This is a genomic window from Eubacterium ramulus, from assembly GCF_045002895.1.
In the GTDB taxonomy this organism is placed as follows: domain Bacteria; phylum Bacillota; class Clostridia; order Lachnospirales; family Lachnospiraceae; genus Eubacterium_I; species Eubacterium_I ramulus.
On record NZ_CP173382.1, the window covers coordinates 2,153,401 to 2,171,440 of the forward strand.

At 44.1% G+C, this 18,040-nt stretch carries 16 protein-coding genes; 3 read left to right on the forward strand and 13 right to left on the reverse strand.

All coding sequences use genetic code 11. The annotated features are described in order from the left end of the window. Positions 1-27: 27 nt before the first annotated feature. A complete protein-coding gene (gene mobQ / locus ACIRUQ_RS10100; RefSeq protein ID WP_008392699.1) occupies positions 28-1,737 on the forward strand; it encodes a MobQ family relaxase in 1,710 nt (569 codons plus the stop codon). Between the two features lie 417 nt (positions 1,738-2,154). Here the strand turns inward: mobQ (ACIRUQ_RS10100) and ACIRUQ_RS10105 are convergent, their stop codons facing one another. The 3 genes from ACIRUQ_RS10105 to ACIRUQ_RS10115 form a co-directional block, all read right to left on the reverse strand. Then, positions 2,155-3,369 (reverse strand): IS256 family transposase, encoded by a 1,215-nt coding sequence (locus ACIRUQ_RS10105; protein WP_055290461.1) that lies wholly within the window; start codon positions 3,367-3,369, stop codon positions 2,155-2,157. 159 nt (positions 3,370-3,528) lie between these two features. After that, positions 3,529-3,909: a DUF4825 domain-containing protein gene (locus tag ACIRUQ_RS10110; protein ID WP_008392698.1), complete on the reverse strand. Its 381-nt coding sequence runs from the start codon at positions 3,907-3,909 to the stop codon at positions 3,529-3,531. Between the two features lie 61 nt (positions 3,910-3,970). Further along, positions 3,971-4,387: a YjdF family protein gene (locus tag ACIRUQ_RS10115; protein WP_008392697.1), complete on the reverse strand. Its 417-nt coding sequence runs from the start codon at positions 4,385-4,387 to the stop codon at positions 3,971-3,973. A 556-nt stretch (positions 4,388-4,943) separates the two neighbouring features. On the opposite strand from ACIRUQ_RS10115, the gene ACIRUQ_RS10120 reads away from it, so the two are divergent. After that, positions 4,944-6,152, forward strand: a complete 1,209-nt coding sequence (locus tag ACIRUQ_RS10120; protein WP_055290460.1) for an IS110 family transposase — start codon at positions 4,944-4,946, stop codon at positions 6,150-6,152. A 267-nt stretch (positions 6,153-6,419) separates the two neighbouring features. Here ACIRUQ_RS10120 and ACIRUQ_RS10125 read toward each other — a convergent pair whose 3' ends face one another. From ACIRUQ_RS10125 to ACIRUQ_RS10165, 9 genes are all read right to left on the reverse strand, one after another. Further along, positions 6,420-7,043, reverse strand: coding sequence for a hypothetical protein (locus ACIRUQ_RS10125; protein ID WP_055290459.1), 624 nt, complete (start codon positions 7,041-7,043; stop codon positions 6,420-6,422). A 51-nt stretch (positions 7,044-7,094) separates the two neighbouring features. After that, positions 7,095-8,717: a recombinase family protein gene (locus tag ACIRUQ_RS10130; RefSeq protein WP_008816383.1), complete on the reverse strand. Its 1,623-nt coding sequence runs from the start codon at positions 8,715-8,717 to the stop codon at positions 7,095-7,097. Between the two features lie 107 nt (positions 8,718-8,824). Beyond that, the gene (locus tag ACIRUQ_RS10135) at positions 8,825-9,010 is read right to left on the reverse strand and encodes a hypothetical protein (protein WP_004849804.1); all 186 of its coding nucleotides are present in this window, start codon (positions 9,008-9,010) and stop codon (positions 8,825-8,827) included. A 270-nt stretch (positions 9,011-9,280) separates the two neighbouring features. Next, positions 9,281-10,621, reverse strand: a complete 1,341-nt coding sequence (locus ACIRUQ_RS10140; protein ID WP_118536010.1) for a virulence-associated E family protein — start codon at positions 10,619-10,621, stop codon at positions 9,281-9,283. Next, on the reverse strand, positions 10,506-11,246 hold the full coding sequence (locus ACIRUQ_RS10145) for a CHC2 zinc finger domain-containing protein (RefSeq protein WP_044947442.1): 741 nt from the start codon (positions 11,244-11,246) through the stop codon (positions 10,506-10,508). Before ACIRUQ_RS10145 ends, ACIRUQ_RS10140 begins: the two co-directional genes overlap by 116 nt. Before the next feature lie 47 nt (positions 11,247-11,293). Then, positions 11,294-12,766, reverse strand: a complete 1,473-nt coding sequence (gene mobQ / locus ACIRUQ_RS10150) for a MobQ family relaxase (RefSeq protein WP_079746603.1) — start codon at positions 12,764-12,766, stop codon at positions 11,294-11,296. A 2-nt stretch (positions 12,767-12,768) separates the two neighbouring features. After that, positions 12,769-13,086 (reverse strand): DUF3847 domain-containing protein, encoded by a 318-nt coding sequence (locus ACIRUQ_RS10155; RefSeq protein ID WP_008816380.1) that lies wholly within the window; start codon positions 13,084-13,086, stop codon positions 12,769-12,771. Positions 13,087-13,372: 286 nt separating this feature from the next. Beyond that, on the reverse strand, positions 13,373-13,576 hold the full coding sequence (locus tag ACIRUQ_RS10160) for a hypothetical protein (protein WP_004614949.1): 204 nt from the start codon (positions 13,574-13,576) through the stop codon (positions 13,373-13,375). A gap of 147 nt (positions 13,577-13,723) precedes the next feature. Then, a complete protein-coding gene (locus tag ACIRUQ_RS10165) occupies positions 13,724-13,948 on the reverse strand; it encodes a helix-turn-helix domain-containing protein (RefSeq protein ID WP_005362423.1) in 225 nt (74 codons plus the stop codon). Positions 13,949-14,250: 302 nt separating this feature from the next. On the opposite strand from ACIRUQ_RS10165, the gene ACIRUQ_RS10170 reads away from it, so the two are divergent. Then, on the forward strand, positions 14,251-15,291 hold the full coding sequence (locus tag ACIRUQ_RS10170; RefSeq protein ID WP_008816376.1) for a DUF6076 domain-containing protein: 1,041 nt from the start codon (positions 14,251-14,253) through the stop codon (positions 15,289-15,291). 256 nt (positions 15,292-15,547) lie between these two features. Here ACIRUQ_RS10170 and ACIRUQ_RS10175 read toward each other — a convergent pair whose 3' ends face one another. Then, the gene (locus ACIRUQ_RS10175; RefSeq protein ID WP_008816375.1) at positions 15,548-18,040 is read right to left on the reverse strand and encodes an ABC transporter permease; all 2,493 of its coding nucleotides are present in this window, start codon (positions 18,038-18,040) and stop codon (positions 15,548-15,550) included.

Genomic DNA, 18,040 nt, shown 5'->3' on the forward strand with positions numbered 1-18,040 from the left:
AGGCAACATCGAAAGGAGGTGCCAGATATGGCAATTTATCATATGCAAGCCAAAGTCGTCAGCCGTGGTTCCGGTCGGTCTGCTGTTGCTGCTTCTGCTTATATGAGCTGTAGCCGCATGTACAATGATTATGACGGCATCCAGCATGACTATACCAGAAAGCAGGGGCTGATCTATCAGGAGGTGATGCTTCCTTCAATGGCTCCATTGGAATGGAATGACCGGGAACAACTCTGGAATGCTGTGGAAGAAAACGAAAAGACCAAAGACAGCCGACTTGCAAGAGAATTTGTTGTCGCACTCCCCGTTGAGTTGGATAAAGACAGCAATATTTCTCTTCTTCAAAATTTTATTCAAAAGAATTTTGTAGATATGGGAATGTGTGCTGATTTTGCCATTCACGATACAGATGGTCACAATCCCCATGCACACATTCTTCTTACTGTCCGACCACTAAATGAAAATGGAACATGGCAGTATAAAACCGAAAAAGAATATCTCTGTATCAAAGATGGAGAAGAAAAAGGATTTACTGCTTCTGAATTTAAAACTGCTCAGAAACAGGGATGGGAAAAGCAATATCGCTATAAAGTTGGGAAAAAGAAAGAATATCTGACTTCCTCTGCCGCACAGGAAAAAGGATATGAACGGATTGATAAACACCCCAAGAGCAGCCGATATGGCAGACAGAATCCTATTTCCGAACAATGGAACAGTGATGAACAACTCCATATCTGGAGAGCAAACTGGGCAGATGCCGTAAATAAAATGCTTGCACGTAATCAGATAAATGCCGCCATTGATCACCGCAGCTTTGCAGCTCAGGGAATCACCGAACAGCCAACCATCCATGAAGGCTACATTGCCCAGAATATGGAAAAGAAAGGCATGATAGCAGACCGCTGTGAAATCAACCGTCAGATTCGTGCGGATAACAAAATGCTCCGAGAATTAAAAGCAAAAGTAGCAAAACTGGCTGAAGCTGTAGAAAAGTCTATTCCAATAATTGCAGAAACCTTGGAAGCAATCCGAAATCACATGATTTTTACACAATATCATTTGCTCCACAATGAGATGCAAAAAGAAGTGATCCATGACTGGATGAATCATTTTAATCCAATACTGAATAAATACAACACCGTTAAAAAGAAACTCAAAGCTAAAGTTACAGAGCGGAAAGAACTGAATGTGAAAAAAGAGAAAACCAGTATTTTGAATCCCATCCAGCATATAAAATTGAATCAGCAGCTTACCACTGTTACCGAAGAAATTGAAGAACTGAAATCAAGGAAAGAGCAGCTAATCTTCCAGGCACAATGCTCTACCGATAAAGATATGACGAATCTATCCAAGAAATACGGCCAGATGAATAACAATCTTGATATCCTGGATTCTCAGGACATCTCGCTCAAAAAACAGCTTGAAAAAGATGCTGCCGCTTTCCGGGAAGAAAAATTTCGTCCTGAACCTGAACAGTATACAGAATTACTGGACACCAGAATCCAGATACGTCCTGATTTCCGGGATAAGCTGATCGAGCAGCTCAAAGGTACTTTTGGTAAGTATTATGACTATCACCGCCGTGATATTGCCGCCAATGAAGTGGATTATCTGAATGTTGAAGATCCTGATGTCTTCTCCCATCGTGCCTGGGAACTTGAATGTCAGAGGAAACAGGAGATGCGGCGAAATCAGCCTGCTTGGGCTAAGAAAAAGTCCTATGATATGGAATTGTAATCATCTTCGAGTAGATAATATACTCTTACAAATCTCTTGTTCAAAAATAAACTCCTTTCAAAAAGGCGTATGGAAATCAAAACTTGAGGGTGTAAAAATTCTTGTGTCTATGGAAAGTAAATCTTTCTGATAAGAAATAGATATGTAAAACTTTGCTGTCGAATTAATGATTATGCGGCTGTCGAATATATCTTTGTACTTACAGTATTGCCATGTAGGAAAATTATATACATCATTTTCGATTTTTTTGCATGACAAGTAAGGCATCATGATTATTGCCTTTTGTGGGCTCTGCCCACACCCGACCTCTGGAATAGGATCGGAAATTTCTGGCAATAATATAAATGCCGAAGGAATAGACAGAGAGCAGGAATGAGGGGCTTAAAAGAGCTTCCCCATTCCTGCTTTTCTTTTCTCTTACAGATAAGCAGTGAGCCGTTCTCCGTAAAGGACTATCAGCTGATTCAATACCTGATCCCAGTTCCGGTATCTCTGCGTCCACTTTTTGACTACGTTCTCGCTGGCAAGATACAGCATCTTTTCCAATGCAGAATCGCTTGGGAATACGCTTTTCGTTTTCGTGACTTTCCGATACTGGCGGTTCAATCCTTCTATGATATTTGTCGTGTACATAATGCGTCTGATATCATTAGAAAACTGGAAAAAGGAACTTACATCTTCCCAATTATTTTCCCAGTTACTGATCGCGTACGGATATTTCTTCCCCCATTTTTCTTTCATGTTCTCCAGCTCTGTTAAAGCGGCTGTTTCGTTCGGAGCATTGTACACTTCTTTGAAATCCGAGGAAAACTTTTTCAGATCATTATAATTTACATATTTGAAAGAATTGCGTAGCATATGGATCACACATCTCTGGATCTCTGCCTGCGGATAAACTGCCTGAATAGCTTCTTTAAAACCCGGAAGACCATCCACGCAGAAGAAAAGGACATCTTTTACTCCGCGGTTCTTAAGATCATTAAGCATTCCAAGCCAGAACTTACTGGTTTCATTTGCGCCTACTGTGATGCTGAGGATATCTTTGTATCCCTCCACTGTAACGCCAAGAACTACATACGCAGCACGACTCAGGATTCTGCCATCCTCACGTACTTTATAATGAATACAGTCCATAAAGACAAACGGATAAACCGGGTTCAGAGGACGGGACTGCCATTCCTTAACCTGAGGAAGTATCTTGTCTGTGATCTTGCTGACCATTTCAGCTGACAGCTCAATTCCATAAAGATCCTTGAGCTGGTCGTGGATGTCACGTGTACTCATACCACGGGCATATAAAGATATCACTTTTTCCTCAATCCCGGAAATATCTCTCTGGTATTTAGGGATGAGTTTTGGTTCAAACTCACCGTTACGGTCTCTTGGTACGTCGATTTGAAATTCACCGTATTGACTCTTTAAGTTTTTTGTAGAATGACCATTTCTTTTATTGTTTGTCTGTAGATCTCCCTTATGGTTTTTCTCGTAGCCAAGAGTTGCATCCAGTTCTGCCTCCATCAGTTCCTGCAGGATATCCTTGAAACTGTCTTTCAGAAGCGTGTATATATCTGCAACGCTATTAATGTTGTTTCCTGAGATGATCTGTCGAATTTGTTCCTTTGTAAGTGCCATAAAAAATACTCCTTTTCGATAAGAATTGTCATATCTGAATTCTTACCAAAAAGGAGTTATTTTTTACCAAAAACACAAACTATTTTACACTACCCAAAACTTCCATACGCCTTTTTATATTCTGCTCTTCAAATTGTCTAAAAGTTGACTAAAAATATATCACCGTTCATATGATACAATAATTTCTTTGCTATCTGCTGTTTTATAATCAATTGTTCCCAAATTACCAATCAAATCAAATGTCATATCTGCATTAACCTGCAATTCATCTTCAAGCTTGACTGCAGACGGCTCATCTTTTAGAAAAACTGTTAATCCATAAGGCTCTGTTTCAGACTGTATCTCTATACTATCATATGAGTATCCCTCCGGATACTCTTGACCGCTTACAATATTTATAACATTCGAAGAATCTCCTACATAATCTGTCTTATACTGCGATAGATCAGGAATTTCGTACAGATTTTCTTTTTTTCCACACGCCGAAATCAACATTATTGACATGGCAACTAACATAATTGCAAGTACTTTTTTCTTCATAGAAACACCTCCCGAAAGCTTTATTCAACACTTTTCGATTTGAGTAAAAGCCCAAGGGACTTTAATGTCCCTTACGCTTTTCTCTTTTCTGTCGCTGTTTCAGTTCAAACATTCGCTGCTCTTCTGCCTCTTTTTTCTTGCGTCTTTTCTCTTTGCGTTCCTGCTTGTTCTGTTCCTGCTGTAATTTCAACGCCTGTTGCGATTTTGTACCAATGCCTATTTCCAGCATCTGTTTCTTTGCTTCCCGCTGCATCCGTTTCGGATTTCTTTTGATATCCTTTACAACAGTTTCAACAACCGGACTGAATTTCAAACTGAAATAGCACTTTTGAATATATTCCTGTACTTCATAATCTTTTGGCTCTGCACCAAATGTTACCTTTGCCACAGATAATTTACCATCTTCGATGCGTTCAAAGATTCCCACCCAAAACGGCTCTTCAAAAAATACTGTCAGCTTTCCATTTACTTTGTCCATAAGAATCCCTCCTAAAATTGATTGAACAAAGAATGGACAACCCGGAGGGGCAGGTTACTTACCCTATTTATATAGGACGGCCGGGCTACCTACCGGCTCTGGCACATCAAAGATGTACGTTGCGTTTTTATCTTTGCGTTTATAATCAAGCCATATGGCACGATTAACTTAATTCTGTAACTTCTAAGTTACGTTCCTCCAAAATATTCTTCTTACTTCATAAGATTCTATCTTCTGTTCAAATCATACCATATGATTAATGCATTTTCTATATACTTTCTACTACAATATATTTATGGTTAATATCCCTTACAGCCAGTAAGGAATTATCCATCTTGTTGCTTAAGCTGTATAATGATGGAGCAATCGGTATATCGAATACTTTCTTGGACTCCGCGTCCGTAATTAAGACTGATAACCAGCTCCTCATTCGCAGCGTTCGTTTTATGCAGGTTGAATCGCCATAGGTGCATTCGCGTCACACCACAGTAGATTGAATAGGCAATGAGTAAAACTGGTACTTATCCATTGCAATAATCTTAAGGAGTGACAATTTATGAACGCAGTAGGTATCGATGTTTCAAAAGGTAAGAGTATGGTTGCTATCATGCGACCTTTCGGTGAAATTGTTTCCGCACCTTTCGAAATCAAACACACAGCCAGTGGTATCAATTCACTTGTAGAACTCATCAACTCTGTTGAAGGTGAGTCCCGAATCGTGATGGAGCACACAGGGCGTTATTATGAAGTCCTCGCTCATCAGCTTTCAGAGGCAAATCTTTTCGTCAGTGCCATTAACCCAAAACTTATCAAAGACTTTGATAATGATTCTCTTCGTAAAGTGAAATCTGATAAAGCAGATGCTGTTAAGATTGCCCGATATACTCTTGACAAATGGCAAAATCTTAAACAGTATAATGTTATGGATGAATTACGCAATCAGCTCAAAACCATGAACCGTCAGTTCGGCTTTTACATAAAACACAAGACGGCTATGAAAAATAATCTTATCGGCATCCTTGACCAAACCTATCCTGGTGTCAATACTTACTTTGACAGTCCTGCACGCAGTGACGGCAGCCAGAAATGGGTTGATTTTGCATCTACATACTGGCATGTAGACTGTGTCCGTAAAATGTCCCTGAATTCCTTTATCGACCATTATCAAAACTGGTGCAAACGTAAGAAGTACAACTTCAGCCAATCCAAAGCTGAGGAAATCTATGGAAAAGCAAAGGAACTTGTTCCTGTACTTTCAAAGGATGCCATTACAAAGCTTATTATTAAGCAGGCTGTAGACCAGCTTAATAGTGCCTCTACAACTGTTGAGTCACTACGCACTCTCATGAATGAAACTGCATCCAAACTCCCGGAATATCCTGTCGTTATGGCTATGAAAGGGGTTGGAACTTCACTTGGTCCTCAGTTGATAGCTGAGATCGGAGATGTTTCCCGTTTCACTCACAAAAGTGCTATTACTGCATTTGCCGGTGTAGATCCCGGTGTTAATGAATCGGGAAGTTATGAACAAAAAAGTGTTCCAACTTCCAAACGAGGCTCCTCTGATCTTAGAAAGACTTTATTTCAGGTAATGGATGTCCTGATTAAAACGCATCCGCAAGATGATCCTGTTTATCAGTTCTTAGATAAGAAACGTGCTCAAGGCAAGCCTTACTATGTCTATATGACTGCAGGTGCCAACAAGTTTCTAAGAATCTACTACGGACGAGTGAAAGAATATCTTTCATCTCTTCCAGAATCTTAATTATCCACTAATATTTTCAGGCCAGCACTGGTGTGGTGGTCTTATTTTGATACCTAATTTTCAACCTGTATAAAATTTTCAATGTTCTTCAATTTAGCCTTGACTTTTTATTTGCAGGCTTGATAACCAGCAAAAAGCTCCCGAAGGAGCTTTCCACGTTTTAAATGTACGCTAATTCGCTTAACACAATCTCTTCTGCATCATTCCTTATTTCCCATGAAGAATGTTGTAAATTAGTAATATCCACAACGATAGCAGGTAATTTAATTATTCGTATTTTTTCCCGATAATGTAAATCGAAACTACCATACCACCTAATATCATAATTAAGAAAATTTTATTTAAAATATCCCATAAAGCTATATTGAGACAATTGATTATTATAATACCTGCAAGAGGATATAGAACAACCGTTGCAAGTGTCCAAATTTTTAAAGTTGTACAGATGTACATCCAATTTCCATTGTTAAAGGATAAACCCACTAGATGTATTCTAAAAATTCCTTGTGAAACATAATTTATCTTGTTGGCATCATAATATGTTGGTAACATGTCTTTGGCAAAGAAACAAAACCATGCACCAAATAAAAGCATTAACCCTGTAACCAGCAATATATCACCTTTCATCTCTGCTATTGAATTCCCAGATGCAACTAACATAATAATTTCTGTAATAGACATTAAAAAACATAGCAAATATGCTAATATCCAGTTTTTTCTATGCTGATGAATAGAATTCCTAACAGCCATATCGAGAGAGCCTACTACCAATTCCTCGACTTCTTTTGTATCAATATTTTTCTGTGTATCTATTTTTTCTCCACGTAACAATTCTGTAACGGTAACATCTAATATATCAGCTATTGGTATGAGTAATACGACATTAGGCATACTAAGACCCGTTTCCCTTAATTAAAGATATTGTTGGGTAAAAAAGAAAGGTCAATCGATTTTGCCGATAAAGCGGTAGTAGATTTCTACTTCCTGCTCACGACTTCCATCCTCGCCCTTGACAGCTTCGTGGACGGTTATTTTTTCAATTAGAGTGTTCAGAAGTTCGGCGGTCAGCGCCACAGGGTTGACATACTGTTTCATCAGGGCAATCCACTTTTCAGCGTCCGCTGCGGTCTGTACGGCGGCTTCCATCGTTTCGTGAAGCTGTCTTATTTTTGTTTCAAGCTCCTTTTGCTCGTTCTGGTACTTCTCGGACAGCATATTGAAGTTATACTCGGTTATGCGTCCGGCAGACCAGTCCTCATACATTTTAGCAAACAGCCCGTCAACCTCGGCTTTACGCTTCTCTGCCTTTTTCAGCTCCGCAGCCTGCTTTTTCTTCGCAGAGTTTCTTTCCCTGTCGCTGGCATTGAGCAGGCGTTTCAGCAGCTTGTCCTCGTCTTTCTGTGCCAGCATAGACCAGTATTGCAGTCTTGCAAGCACATAGGCATACAGTACATCATAGCGGATATAGTGCATGGAACACTGGCGTAATCCCTGCCCGTTCTTGCTGCAATGGTAGTACCCGTATGGGTTCTTATTCTGCTTGTTTTCCCCATAGGCTAAAGACCATCCGCAGTCTGCACATTTTATCAATCCTGCGAAAATCTGTGTCGTACCGTTTCTGCGTTTCCTGCGTCTGCTTGCAATCAGCTCCTGAACTTTTTGGAACACTTCTTCAGAAATGATGGCTTCGTGGGTATTTTCCACACGATACCATTCTTCCTGCGGCTTCCGCACCTTTTTCTTGTTCTTGAATGAAATGTTGCTCTGCTTGTTGTGAATGCTGTGACCGATGTAGGTTTCCTCTTTCAAAATGCTCTTGACCTGTGCTATCGTCCACGCATAGGCTTTTTCTGCGGGCGCACCGGCGTAGATATTGGCGAAAGTCCCGTATCTTTCATAGTTCAGCCAGCCGGGGGTAGGTACTTTTTCCTCCACCAGAATCCGTGTAATGCTGGCGGCTCCACGCCCGTGTACAGCAAGGTCAAAAATCTTCTCTACAATCCAGCGTGTTTCCGGGTCGATCAGAAGATGACCTTTTTTGTCCGGGTCTTTTACATAGCCCAGCGGTGCATAGGCTCCATAGTGTGCGCCATTGGCAAATCTTGTGTGCATGGCAGCCTTGACCTTTTTGCTGGTCTGTCGGGCGTGCATTTCATTCAGGATGTTTAAGAACGGTGCAAGCTCGCTTTCTCCGTTGATGGTGTCCACATTGTCATTGATGGCAATGTAGCGTACTCCCTTGCTGGGGAAATAGATTTCCGTGTACTGACCGGTCAGGATATAGTTTCTTCCCAGACGGGATAAGTCCTTTGTGACAACGCAGTTGATTTTCCCGTCCTCGATGTCATCAATCATCCTTTGGAAGCTTGGACGCTCGAAATTTGTCCCACTCCATCCGTCGTCAATGTACTCGTCTACAACGGTCAGCCCATGCTCTGCGGCATACTGTCTAAGCATCATGCGCTGGGTCTGGATACTGCCGCTTTCCCCCTGTAATTCATCGTCACGGCTCAATCTCAAATATAGTGCAGTGTTATAAATCGTTGTATTGTATGGTTGTTTCACGGTTAAAAATCCTCCTTCTAAAAGAAACAACCCACGCTTATACAATACTCGCTGGTACAAGTATATCATAAGCGTGGGCTGATTGACAGTCGTTATTCCGTATTTTTTCAGGAAGCGGCGGCAGCGTGCTGGATCACATCTTCCAGCAGGCTGTCAAGCGGCTTCCCATCCTGTGCGAAATGCTCCGATACCTTGATACGGACTTTCCCCATGACAAAATACTGGGTGCCGTCTTTTTCGGTAAGCAGGGTGCCGCTGTTTTTGTTATTGCTCTCGTTTTTGCTTTTTGCCATAGGCAGTTACCTCCATAAATGAAATATGCCCGACAAGGGAATGTCAGACAGGTGTACAGCCGCAGACTGTCTCCGTGTCAACCAAACCGTGTCAACCGGCAGAAAAGACTTTGAAAACAATCCATAGGCGCTCTATTATTACTTTTTACTTTTTCTTTGATTTCTTGGTTGACATGGTTGACAAAGGAGAGAAATGCCCCAAATATCAGGCTTTTCCCCGTCAACCGGCTGTCAACCAAAGCGTCAACCAAACTGTCAACCGGTGGCTTTTCAGAATGGAAGTTCCATTTGCCGGGCTTCTTCTTCCGTGATTTCCTGAAAACCGTCCCCCTCCGGCGGAGCTTGGTTGACACGCTCCCAGCCTTTTTGAGAACCGTATTTCTTATACCGCTTCGGGCTTTTGTAGGCTGCCCAGCCCTGTATGATGCCGCCCGCAATGCCGGTATTCATAATCTCGCAGATTGCCCGTGTCTCCCAGTCTGCCGGGGAATTTAAGTTTCCCAGTGCTTCCTCATAAAGCTGTTTGGAGCATACCCTGTCGCCGGTGTAGTCCTCCAAATAGGCGTAGATCATGCCAGCCTGTGTGTCCTCCTGCATAAAGTCCTGCTGGTGGGCGTTCAGGTATCGGTTCATTTCCATGCTGAATGACAGCTTATACTTCCCACTGCGATAAACCGTCATGGCTTCCGCCCACATCTGTTCGATATACGCCCTCGCCGCCGCTTCATCGTCCAGTATGTGAACCTCCGCCCGTTCCGGGTACACCGTCACGGGGAGAAAGCGCCGGTTGCCGGTGCGATCACGGGGCAAAAAGTCCTGCCGGTTGGTCGTCCCTCCAAATACACATTGCCGCAGCCGGTCTGCCGGATGTGTCTCATACGGCACTTTGTAGGTTTCTTTCTGGCGGCTTAAGAATGACTTGATTTCCTCAATACTCTTGGCGTTGGCTGTGGCAATCATCTCCGACATCTCGATAATCCAATGCCCTTGCAGCTTGCGGTACACATTTTCATCGTCCAGCTTTTTCAAATCGTCTGAAAACCATTCGTCCCTGCCTGCCAGCAGCCGGAAAAAGGTAGATTTCCCGGCTCCCTGACCACCAACCAGACAGAGCATGACCTCAAACTTGCTCCCCGGTCTGAATACCCGCCGGATGGCTCCCATCAGGAACAGTTTCAAGGCTTCATAGGTGTATTCGTCCGTATCGGCTCCCAGAAAGTGATGCAGGGCGTAACGGATGCGCTCTGTGCCGTCCCATTGCAGGCTGTTCAGGTAATCCCTGACTGGATGGTAGCGGTTTTCATTGGCAACAATCTTGATGGCGCTCTGCACCTTTTTCTCGCTGGTAAGCCCGTAATTTTCTTCCAGATACAAAAGCAGGTAGTTCATGTCCATGTCGGTCAGCGTGGTACTGGTGCGCTCCCAGCCCAGCGGCTTCACAATGTCAATCTGCTCCGTCAAAAGGTTCAGGCGCAGCGCCCCGCGAAACAGAGGGTCACGCTGGAACACCGTCAGGCAGTTTCGGATGCTGTTCTTCACGCCGCCTTTCTGCGTCCCCTCTAATGTTTCCCGGATTTCTGCCGGTGTCTGCGCCGGTTCCATTGTGTCCATCGTCCTTTTGACCGCTTCCTGCGTTTCCGGCGGCAAGCTCTGAAATTCGCTGTTCAAGCCGCAACACCTCCTTTCCCTGTGCGGCGATCAATGCCGCTTTTTCTTCTATTTCTCCGTATAACAAAATATCCAAAAGGTATTCTGTGTAGCTTATCCTCTGCAACGCTTCCACAAAAAGAGGATGCCAGATGTCATCCTGCGGCTGTGGGGAGTATGCTGTTTTCCAATGCTCCAGCAGGCGCAGATAATCGCATAGCACCCGGAAACAATACCGTTCCGTTTCCTGAAATTTCTGCTCCGCTGATTTTTGTCGGGGCTGTGACCTGTTGTGACGCTTCCAATCTGGCGGCGCATTGCCGGATTTCTCATAGGAAACGCCGAAGTCCTCCGCAAGCCTGACCGCAGCTTCCCGTTTCCCCAATCCATGCAGCAAAGCGGCAAAGTCGATCACATCCCCGGAAGCCCCGCAGCCGAAGCAGTAAAAGCGGCTGTCCACTTTCATGCTGGGCGTGCGGTCATTGTGGAATGGACAGCAGACCATGCCGTTTCTTCCCACCCGGATTCCATAGAATGAAGCAGCCTGCCGGGTGGTAACAGACTGTTTCACCGCTTCAAATACATTCAAATGCTCCCTCCATAAAAATGCCGGTAACGGTAAAGCTGCCGGTTATGTCATAGCTCCATCTCGTGTTTCTTTCTCTGTACTTCCTGTGGCTGCTCTCTCCGGCGCAGTGCGGTATCTACGGCGTTCTGCACCTGCCGCAGCCGTATCACTTCCTCCCGGAGTGGCTTGTGCTGCGGAGACAGTTCGGCATACTCTGTTTTTAACTGTGCGTATTCCTGTTTCCATGCTTTCAGGGCAATGGGTTTTCCGTCCAGTTTTTCTTTCAGAATACGGCGGGCGGCATAAAACAGCCGTAACTCCGCATCGTGTGATGTTTCAAATTTCTCCCTCTGTTTCTTAAACTTGATATTGTTCAATTCCGTATGGACAGGTTTTAGCCGCTGGTAATTCTCGCCCTCCCGTATCAATTCCTGCAATTCCTTTATCCTGGCAGATTTCTTTTTCATGGAGCCGCTTAATGCTTCAAATTCTTCACTGACAGAGGAAAGACGCTCCTGCAAATCCTCTAATGTGAGCAGCTTGTTTTCCGTCAGATAATTGACGGCTTCGGCAAACTGCTTTAAGTTTCCGGTTCTGGCTTTATTGCTCCATGCCCCTGCGTTGCGCTGGTTGTAATAAGCGATCAGCAGGTCGGCAAGGCTCGGTGTCTGGGGTTTGGAAAGTTCTTCTTTTACCTCTGCCATCCAGACAAACAGGGCTTTGATCTTCTTCCTCACATCCTGCATGAGCCGGTTGGTGGCTTTAATCCAGCGGTTCAATTCCCCTTTCTCGGTGCGGATGCCCTTTGCTTCCATCTGCCGGACATTAGCTCCCTCGTGGACAGTAGGTATCAGGTCAAGCCCCTGCCGCACATAGGAACGGTGGTCGATACGCACATCCAGCCCTTTTTCCTCAAATTTTGTATTAACGGCAGCCGCCCACTGCTCCCGCCAGTGTTCCAGCGTTTCCGGCTCATGCCAGTCTGTTGTATGGACAGCGTTAAACATATAATCGCCGTTTTTATCCCGGATTCGGTTTCCATCTTCATCAAGAAGATATTCCCGCCGCTGTTTTTGCCCCCATGTGCCATCCGGGTTCAAAGGGCGCATGGTTGTCATCACATGGAAATGCGGGTTAGGGATGCCGCCGTCCTCTTTCTCCGGGCTGTGAAAAGCAAGGTCGGCAATCATGCCTTTTGCCACAAACTGCTCCTGCACGAACTTCCTCGCCAGTTCCATGTTTTCTTCCAGTGTCAATTCATTCTGCATGGCAATATCAAAGGAATAGGCAAGCTGTGCTTTTGGATGTTTCTCGCAGCTCTCCACAGCATTCCAGAGGGTCGCCCGGTCAAGATATATTTCCGGCGCATGGGGCGGCAGCATGATTTCCGAAGCAATCACGCCGCCCTTTTTGGTGTAATCGCTGACTTCTCCATAGTAGCTGCTGTAAAGACGCTCCCCGGCTCGGTAGGCTGCGCTGGCAATGGCGCTCTGACCGGCGCTGCGCTTGATCTGTGCGATTGAAAAATGATAAAGTGCTATCCTTAGTCACCGCCTTTCTCCTGCCCGGAAATACGGGCGTGGTTCTCTGTGGCAGACCGGATGAAATGCTCCGCCTGCGGCAGATTCAAAATGCTTTCCATGAGGGAATAAAATTCCGCTTCGGATAGCTCCTTTGTCTGTGGTGCAATGCTCTCAATAGCTGCCCCACGGGTAATCAGCCGGTGCGTCCTCTGTTTCCGGGAACCGCTTTCCAGATACGCCTGCCGGTTTTTCAAACGCTGCATTTTCCGTTTTTCCTGTTCCAGCAGGACAGTGGTTTTTTCATATTCCTGCTTCAACTGTTCCAAAGATTTTTCCATGTTCTCACATCCTTTGCTGATAAGATAAAGAAAGACCATCCGCAGACAGTCCGTGTGTCAGTGCTTCTATAAAACCCGATGAAAAGGGAAAACCGCAGAGCGGATTTCTCTTTGCGGCGGGTACACAGGGGATAGCCGCTTTAGCGGCGCAAGGGGGTGTAGCCACCTTGTCGGAGCGAAGCGAACGCAGACCTCGGATTGCTGATTTTATCAGCGGCAGAGGTAAGCTCCGCAGGACGCACGATACATGGTCTTTAGACTATGTATAGAAGTGCGCCCTTAGTTCCTAAGGGATTTTGCCGTTTCCGGCAGTCTTGTCCTTTTTCTTGGAACGCTTGGAAAGATACTTCGGGCAGTCAACCACAACCGCCCGGAAGCTCTGTTTACATTCGTGCTGGCATTTCCGGCACAGTTCGTTGTAAGTGATACGGCTGCGGTCATTTAAGAAGAAAGACCATTCCAACCGCCGCTTGTTACTCATTCTTGCCATAACCGGCTCCTTTCTCCGTTTCTATCTGATGTACGCAGATAGGCTGTTTTGATGTAGCGTCTCGGTATCATTTTTAAGTTTTTTTCCCTCTGTATGCCCCTTTGGAAAGTGCGGCAGTATTGCAAGTCAGGGAATGATACCTCACGCTTATTTGTCGCTTCCCGGTACGGTTTCGGAGCCTTTTGCCATCCATTCAAAGAAAGCAATTTTGCTGACCTTGATAAGTCTGCCCCTGCGGAACGCTGGAAAGCCGGGTGTGTGTACCAGCTCATAGGCGCTCGCTCTTGAAATTCCCATAATCCGCTGAATGTCCGCCACATCCAGAACCAGCGGTAAATCCTCGTAGCTGTTCAATCTCTTTTTATCGTTCATTCTGTTCCTCCCATAAATCAAATAGGTTAAAATGCTTCCTGTTGCCGTTCTCCCCAAAAGCCGTTTTCCTGCCCCATTCCTGCGGTGTTTCCCTGCATTGGTGCGCCGAATGCGTCACTTCTCCTGCCGGTCATATCCCTTTTGGACGGTCATTCACTTGTCAAGGTACTGTGCGGTACGAAATTACCAACCGCAATCATCATAGCGTACTATCCTTGACAAAACAATGATTCTGCGATACCATGAGTGTAACGGATATAACTGAATTATATAATTACCATAAACAAAGGCAGGGGATAGGGATGGAGAATCAGTTTATACGGCATGAGCCATGTTTTGAGAGGATTTTGTTTGTCCTGACGCTGGACAGGAAGAAAATGAAAGAGCGGATTTTGATTGGGGAAGAACAGCAGATCCGCTTCCGTCTGAACGGGAGCCAAAACGCAGAGGTGCTTTGTGATATGACACGCCCACTGGGAACTTTTTTGATAAACTTTGAGCGTGACACGGACAGAGACTGGAACTTATACGGGCTTTCTCCGCTGCGGCAAGCTCTCCACTCCAACCGATGGAAACAGCCGGAGCTGGAGCAGGCGGCAAGCGAATTTCTTTGGGAGAAATATCTTAGCAACGACCCTCTGAAAATGTATGTGGCGTTCCGTATCTGGAACAGCTATCTGCTTGCCAGAGAACCCCGTGACCGTAACGCTGCCTGTGACCGCTTCATGGATAAAATGAGCAGACTGACCGGGGTATTCCAAAACGAAACCATGAGCTTTGACAGGGAGACAGGAAAACCGAAACAATTTCAAGCTGGCAGCCTTTATTTCAAAGGCGCACCGTCAGAAGATACCCGGCTTGACCTCTGGTTCCCGGACAACCGGCGCACAGAAGAATGTGTGTCTGCCTATGCGTCCCTCTACCCGTTGATTACCTATTATCTGAACAGGCTGAATGACTGGGGGCTTTGCTTCCGGCGGTGCAAGGTCTGTGGAAAATATTTTCTGGCAAAGAGCCAGCGGTATGAGCTGTGCAGCGACAAGTGCCGAAAAGCACAGGCGCTTCAAAACAAGCGGGAATTTGACGAGAGGTCAAGAGAAAATAACTATGACCTGCTTTATAAAAATGAATGCCAGAACTGGCGCAACAAAATAAACCGGGTAAAAAATACCGCAGGCTTTCCGGCTGACCGTCTGGAAAAAATACAGGCTTCCTTTTCCGACTTTAAGAAAGAAGCCTTACAGAGAAAAAAGGCTGTAAAAACAGGAACAGCCAGCCCGAAAGAATTTACGGACTGGCTGTATCAGCAGAGTAATGTAATTGTTGAGCTGACCGAGATATGAAAAACTTTCTATCGTCAATTTCGCATTATTGCAATAACAGATTGCTTCTTCCATGAATGGTAATATTATCATCAAACTTTTGGAAGAACTATAAATGTCCGAGGTGCCTTTGATTTCGACAGAAAAACAGGCTGAATTGTTACAAAGCTCGGACATTTCAAAAGAATTTTTTGAAAAATACTAAAGAAGCGGAGCAGCTAAAATCTGCTCCGCTTCGATATGATTGATCTAAGGATGTTTTGCTATTTGATTAAACTCACTCTGTCAACCGCAATCGCTCCACAACTGGAAGGTTAACGTCAGTTTTGTAGACCCATATAGGCACAATAAGGCAGATTAGCAACACCAGTCCAGACACCAGCACCAGCGGGATAAATGGATAGGAGAAAACAGCATAATAGGCCACTTTACTAAAAATCATATATAGCAAGATGAAGATTGCTGTTCCAATGGTGACTGCAAGGGAAAGGGAAACGCCCCAATAATAGAAACCTTCCATAAATAGCATTCGTTTGATTTGTCGCTTTGTCATTCCAATGCTTTCAAGAACAGCTAATTCATAGCGCCGAGTATTTACATTGACAACCATTGTATTGACAAAGTTCATGACACCAACAAGCAGCAGGATCACGGACAACCCTGTTCCTAAAACCTTTGCTGTAATGAGATATTCCTGCATTTCTTCTCGCCGTTCATATCGGGATATAATATCAATGTTAGCTTGTGATGCGGTGATTTGCTTTAATTCTTGCAGTATACTTTCGTCATGTTGACCATCCGTATCAAAGGCCACGCGGAACACTCTATATTGCGGAAAGAGTTCTTTCAAAGCTGTTTGACTAATATACAAATCAGGAGCCGTCCCTCTCTCATTGCCTCCTCCTGCTCGAAACCCTTCATTCAAATAACCGTTCGCTACAATAAAGGAATGCTGTCCGTTCTGCGTCTGGATTGTTATTTCCTGCCCCGGCTGAATAAGGTCTTCTACTGTTTTGGACAGCAGCACAACCTTTCCTTGTTCAAAGGCAGACGTGTCAATAGGCAAGTTTAAGGTTTTATTGATTTCTTCCAAATATGCACTGTCAATTCCAAAAACCCCGCTAAAAAAGTTTTGCTGATAATTTTCTAATTTTGCCGGATCAGAAAAATCAATGCCGTTTACTCCGTCTAATGACGCAAGAAACTCGTGAAATACAGCATCGTCATATACAACATCTACTGCTACTTGAGGATAAGGTGCATAGGTCAACCTCAAATTCTCAATGCCGTCAAGCTGACCAATCTCTGAAACCATTTCGCTGGAAATTAAATCTTCTCTTTCGTGGATACTATATGTGAGTGCAAAATCGCTTACTCCCCATTGGCTCACATAATTCTCCGGGCTTAAACCATGTAATAGCCCTGTGACGACAAGGAACAAGGAAAGGCCGAAAAAAAGCGATGCAAAAACAAGGGTTGTACTCTTAGCATTACGAAAGACATTGTTCCATGCCATTCTGGACAACTTCATTTTGCTACAATTTCTGGCGCTGCTCTTTGTGCTGGCTGCTGTATATTGGAGTGCTGCTATTGGTGAAACACTTCCGGCAATTTTGGCGGGCTTCATGCTTGCAATCATAACGGTAATGAACGTAAATATGGCCGCTCCTATGAAAATAAACGGCGAAAAAGATACTTTTGTTCCCACATCAGAATTTGTTGAATACATCATATTCAGGAAGTAAGGAACAATGCCAAAGGAAACAACCGCACCAAGTAACAGACCAATCGGAATACCAATACAAGAGATTCTGATTGCCTGCTTATAGATAATTCTCTTTATCTGCCTTTGAGTCGTTCCAATCGTTTTAAGACGGCCATAGAATTGCACATCTTTTATGACAGAGACATAAAGAATATTATAAATCAGCAGATAGCCGCTAAAGGATATAAAAACTGCTAAAATTATTACAGCTAAAATAATAGTTCCACCATTTGCCTGTTCTAATGGTACAATTTCAAATGTTTGCCCTTCTGTAAAGTCAATCTCACGCCGCAATCTTTCACAGTTTTTGTCAGCATTATCATTGCCTTGAAAACGGATCATTGCCGTAACACTATTATCCAGTGATACATTTAAGCTATCCTTAAAAGCGGATGAAACATAAACATAACCACGATTATTTGTGCGCATTGGAATGTAGTCCGTATAGTAGCCCGACAGCAAAAAGGTGTCCGTGACATAATCATAGCTATCGCCAATTTGGTATGACAACACAATCTCCATCCCTATTTGCGGATCAGAAATGCCCATCTGTTCAAGCACCCATGTAGGTAGCATAATTTCGTTTTTACTTGATGGGTAATTTCCTACAACACCTGATATAGTAGGAAGACGGTGGTGTTCCCACTCGGTATCATCTATCCAAACTATACCTAATCTCGCATTTTGCAGTTGCTCTGTATCAACACTGCCTAAACGCTGCTGTATACCTACGTCAAGGACAAGGTTTGATTTTGAAATTTCAACCAACTGATTTTCTGTTACATTTGTGATTCCGACATCAGCGGTAGTTCCCATTAACCGAATTTGTTGCATTTGGTAGGTTTCAAAGTAACTAAAACCAATACTGAATGTCGCAGTTATCATAAATGCAGTTAGCACAAGAGCAATGATTGCAAATAAATTACGCTGCCGTTCACGATGCAAACTGCGCTTTGCCAGCTTCTTTTCAATGTCACTGGTATCATTTTCAAAAGGCCATGTCAT

What these genes read in the sequence shown, in the direction of transcription:
- ACIRUQ_RS10160 (WP_004614949.1), bottom strand. Translation starts at nt 13,576, where the DNA reads ATGGCAAGAATGAGTAACAAGCGGCGGTTGGAATGGTCTTTCTTCTTA.
- ACIRUQ_RS10175 (WP_008816375.1), bottom strand. Translation starts at nt 18,040, where the DNA reads ATGACATGGCCTTTTGAAAATGATACCAGTGACATTGAAAAGAAGCTG.
- ACIRUQ_RS10170 (WP_008816376.1), top strand. Translation starts at nt 14,251, where the DNA reads ATGGAGAATCAGTTTATACGGCATGAGCCATGTTTTGAGAGGATTTTG.
- ACIRUQ_RS10115 (WP_008392697.1), bottom strand. Translation starts at nt 4,387, where the DNA reads ATGGACAAAGTAAATGGAAAGCTGACAGTATTTTTTGAAGAGCCGTTT.
- ACIRUQ_RS10155 (WP_008816380.1), bottom strand. Translation starts at nt 13,086, where the DNA reads ATGGAAAAATCTTTGGAACAGTTGAAGCAGGAATATGAAAAAACCACT.
- ACIRUQ_RS10125 (WP_055290459.1), bottom strand. Translation starts at nt 7,043, where the DNA reads ATGCCTAATGTCGTATTACTCATACCAATAGCTGATATATTAGATGTT.
- ACIRUQ_RS10135 (WP_004849804.1), bottom strand. Translation starts at nt 9,010, where the DNA reads ATGGCAAAAAGCAAAAACGAGAGCAATAACAAAAACAGCGGCACCCTG.
- mobQ (WP_008392699.1), top strand. Translation starts at nt 28, where the DNA reads ATGGCAATTTATCATATGCAAGCCAAAGTCGTCAGCCGTGGTTCCGGT.
- ACIRUQ_RS10105 (WP_055290461.1), bottom strand. Translation starts at nt 3,369, where the DNA reads ATGGCACTTACAAAGGAACAAATTCGACAGATCATCTCAGGAAACAAC.
- ACIRUQ_RS10140 (WP_118536010.1), bottom strand. Translation starts at nt 10,621, where the DNA reads ATGGACACAATGGAACCGGCGCAGACACCGGCAGAAATCCGGGAAACA.
- ACIRUQ_RS10110 (WP_008392698.1), bottom strand. Translation starts at nt 3,909, where the DNA reads ATGAAGAAAAAAGTACTTGCAATTATGTTAGTTGCCATGTCAATAATG.
- ACIRUQ_RS10165 (WP_005362423.1), bottom strand. Translation starts at nt 13,948, where the DNA reads ATGAACGATAAAAAGAGATTGAACAGCTACGAGGATTTACCGCTGGTT.
- ACIRUQ_RS10120 (WP_055290460.1), top strand. Translation starts at nt 4,944, where the DNA reads ATGAACGCAGTAGGTATCGATGTTTCAAAAGGTAAGAGTATGGTTGCT.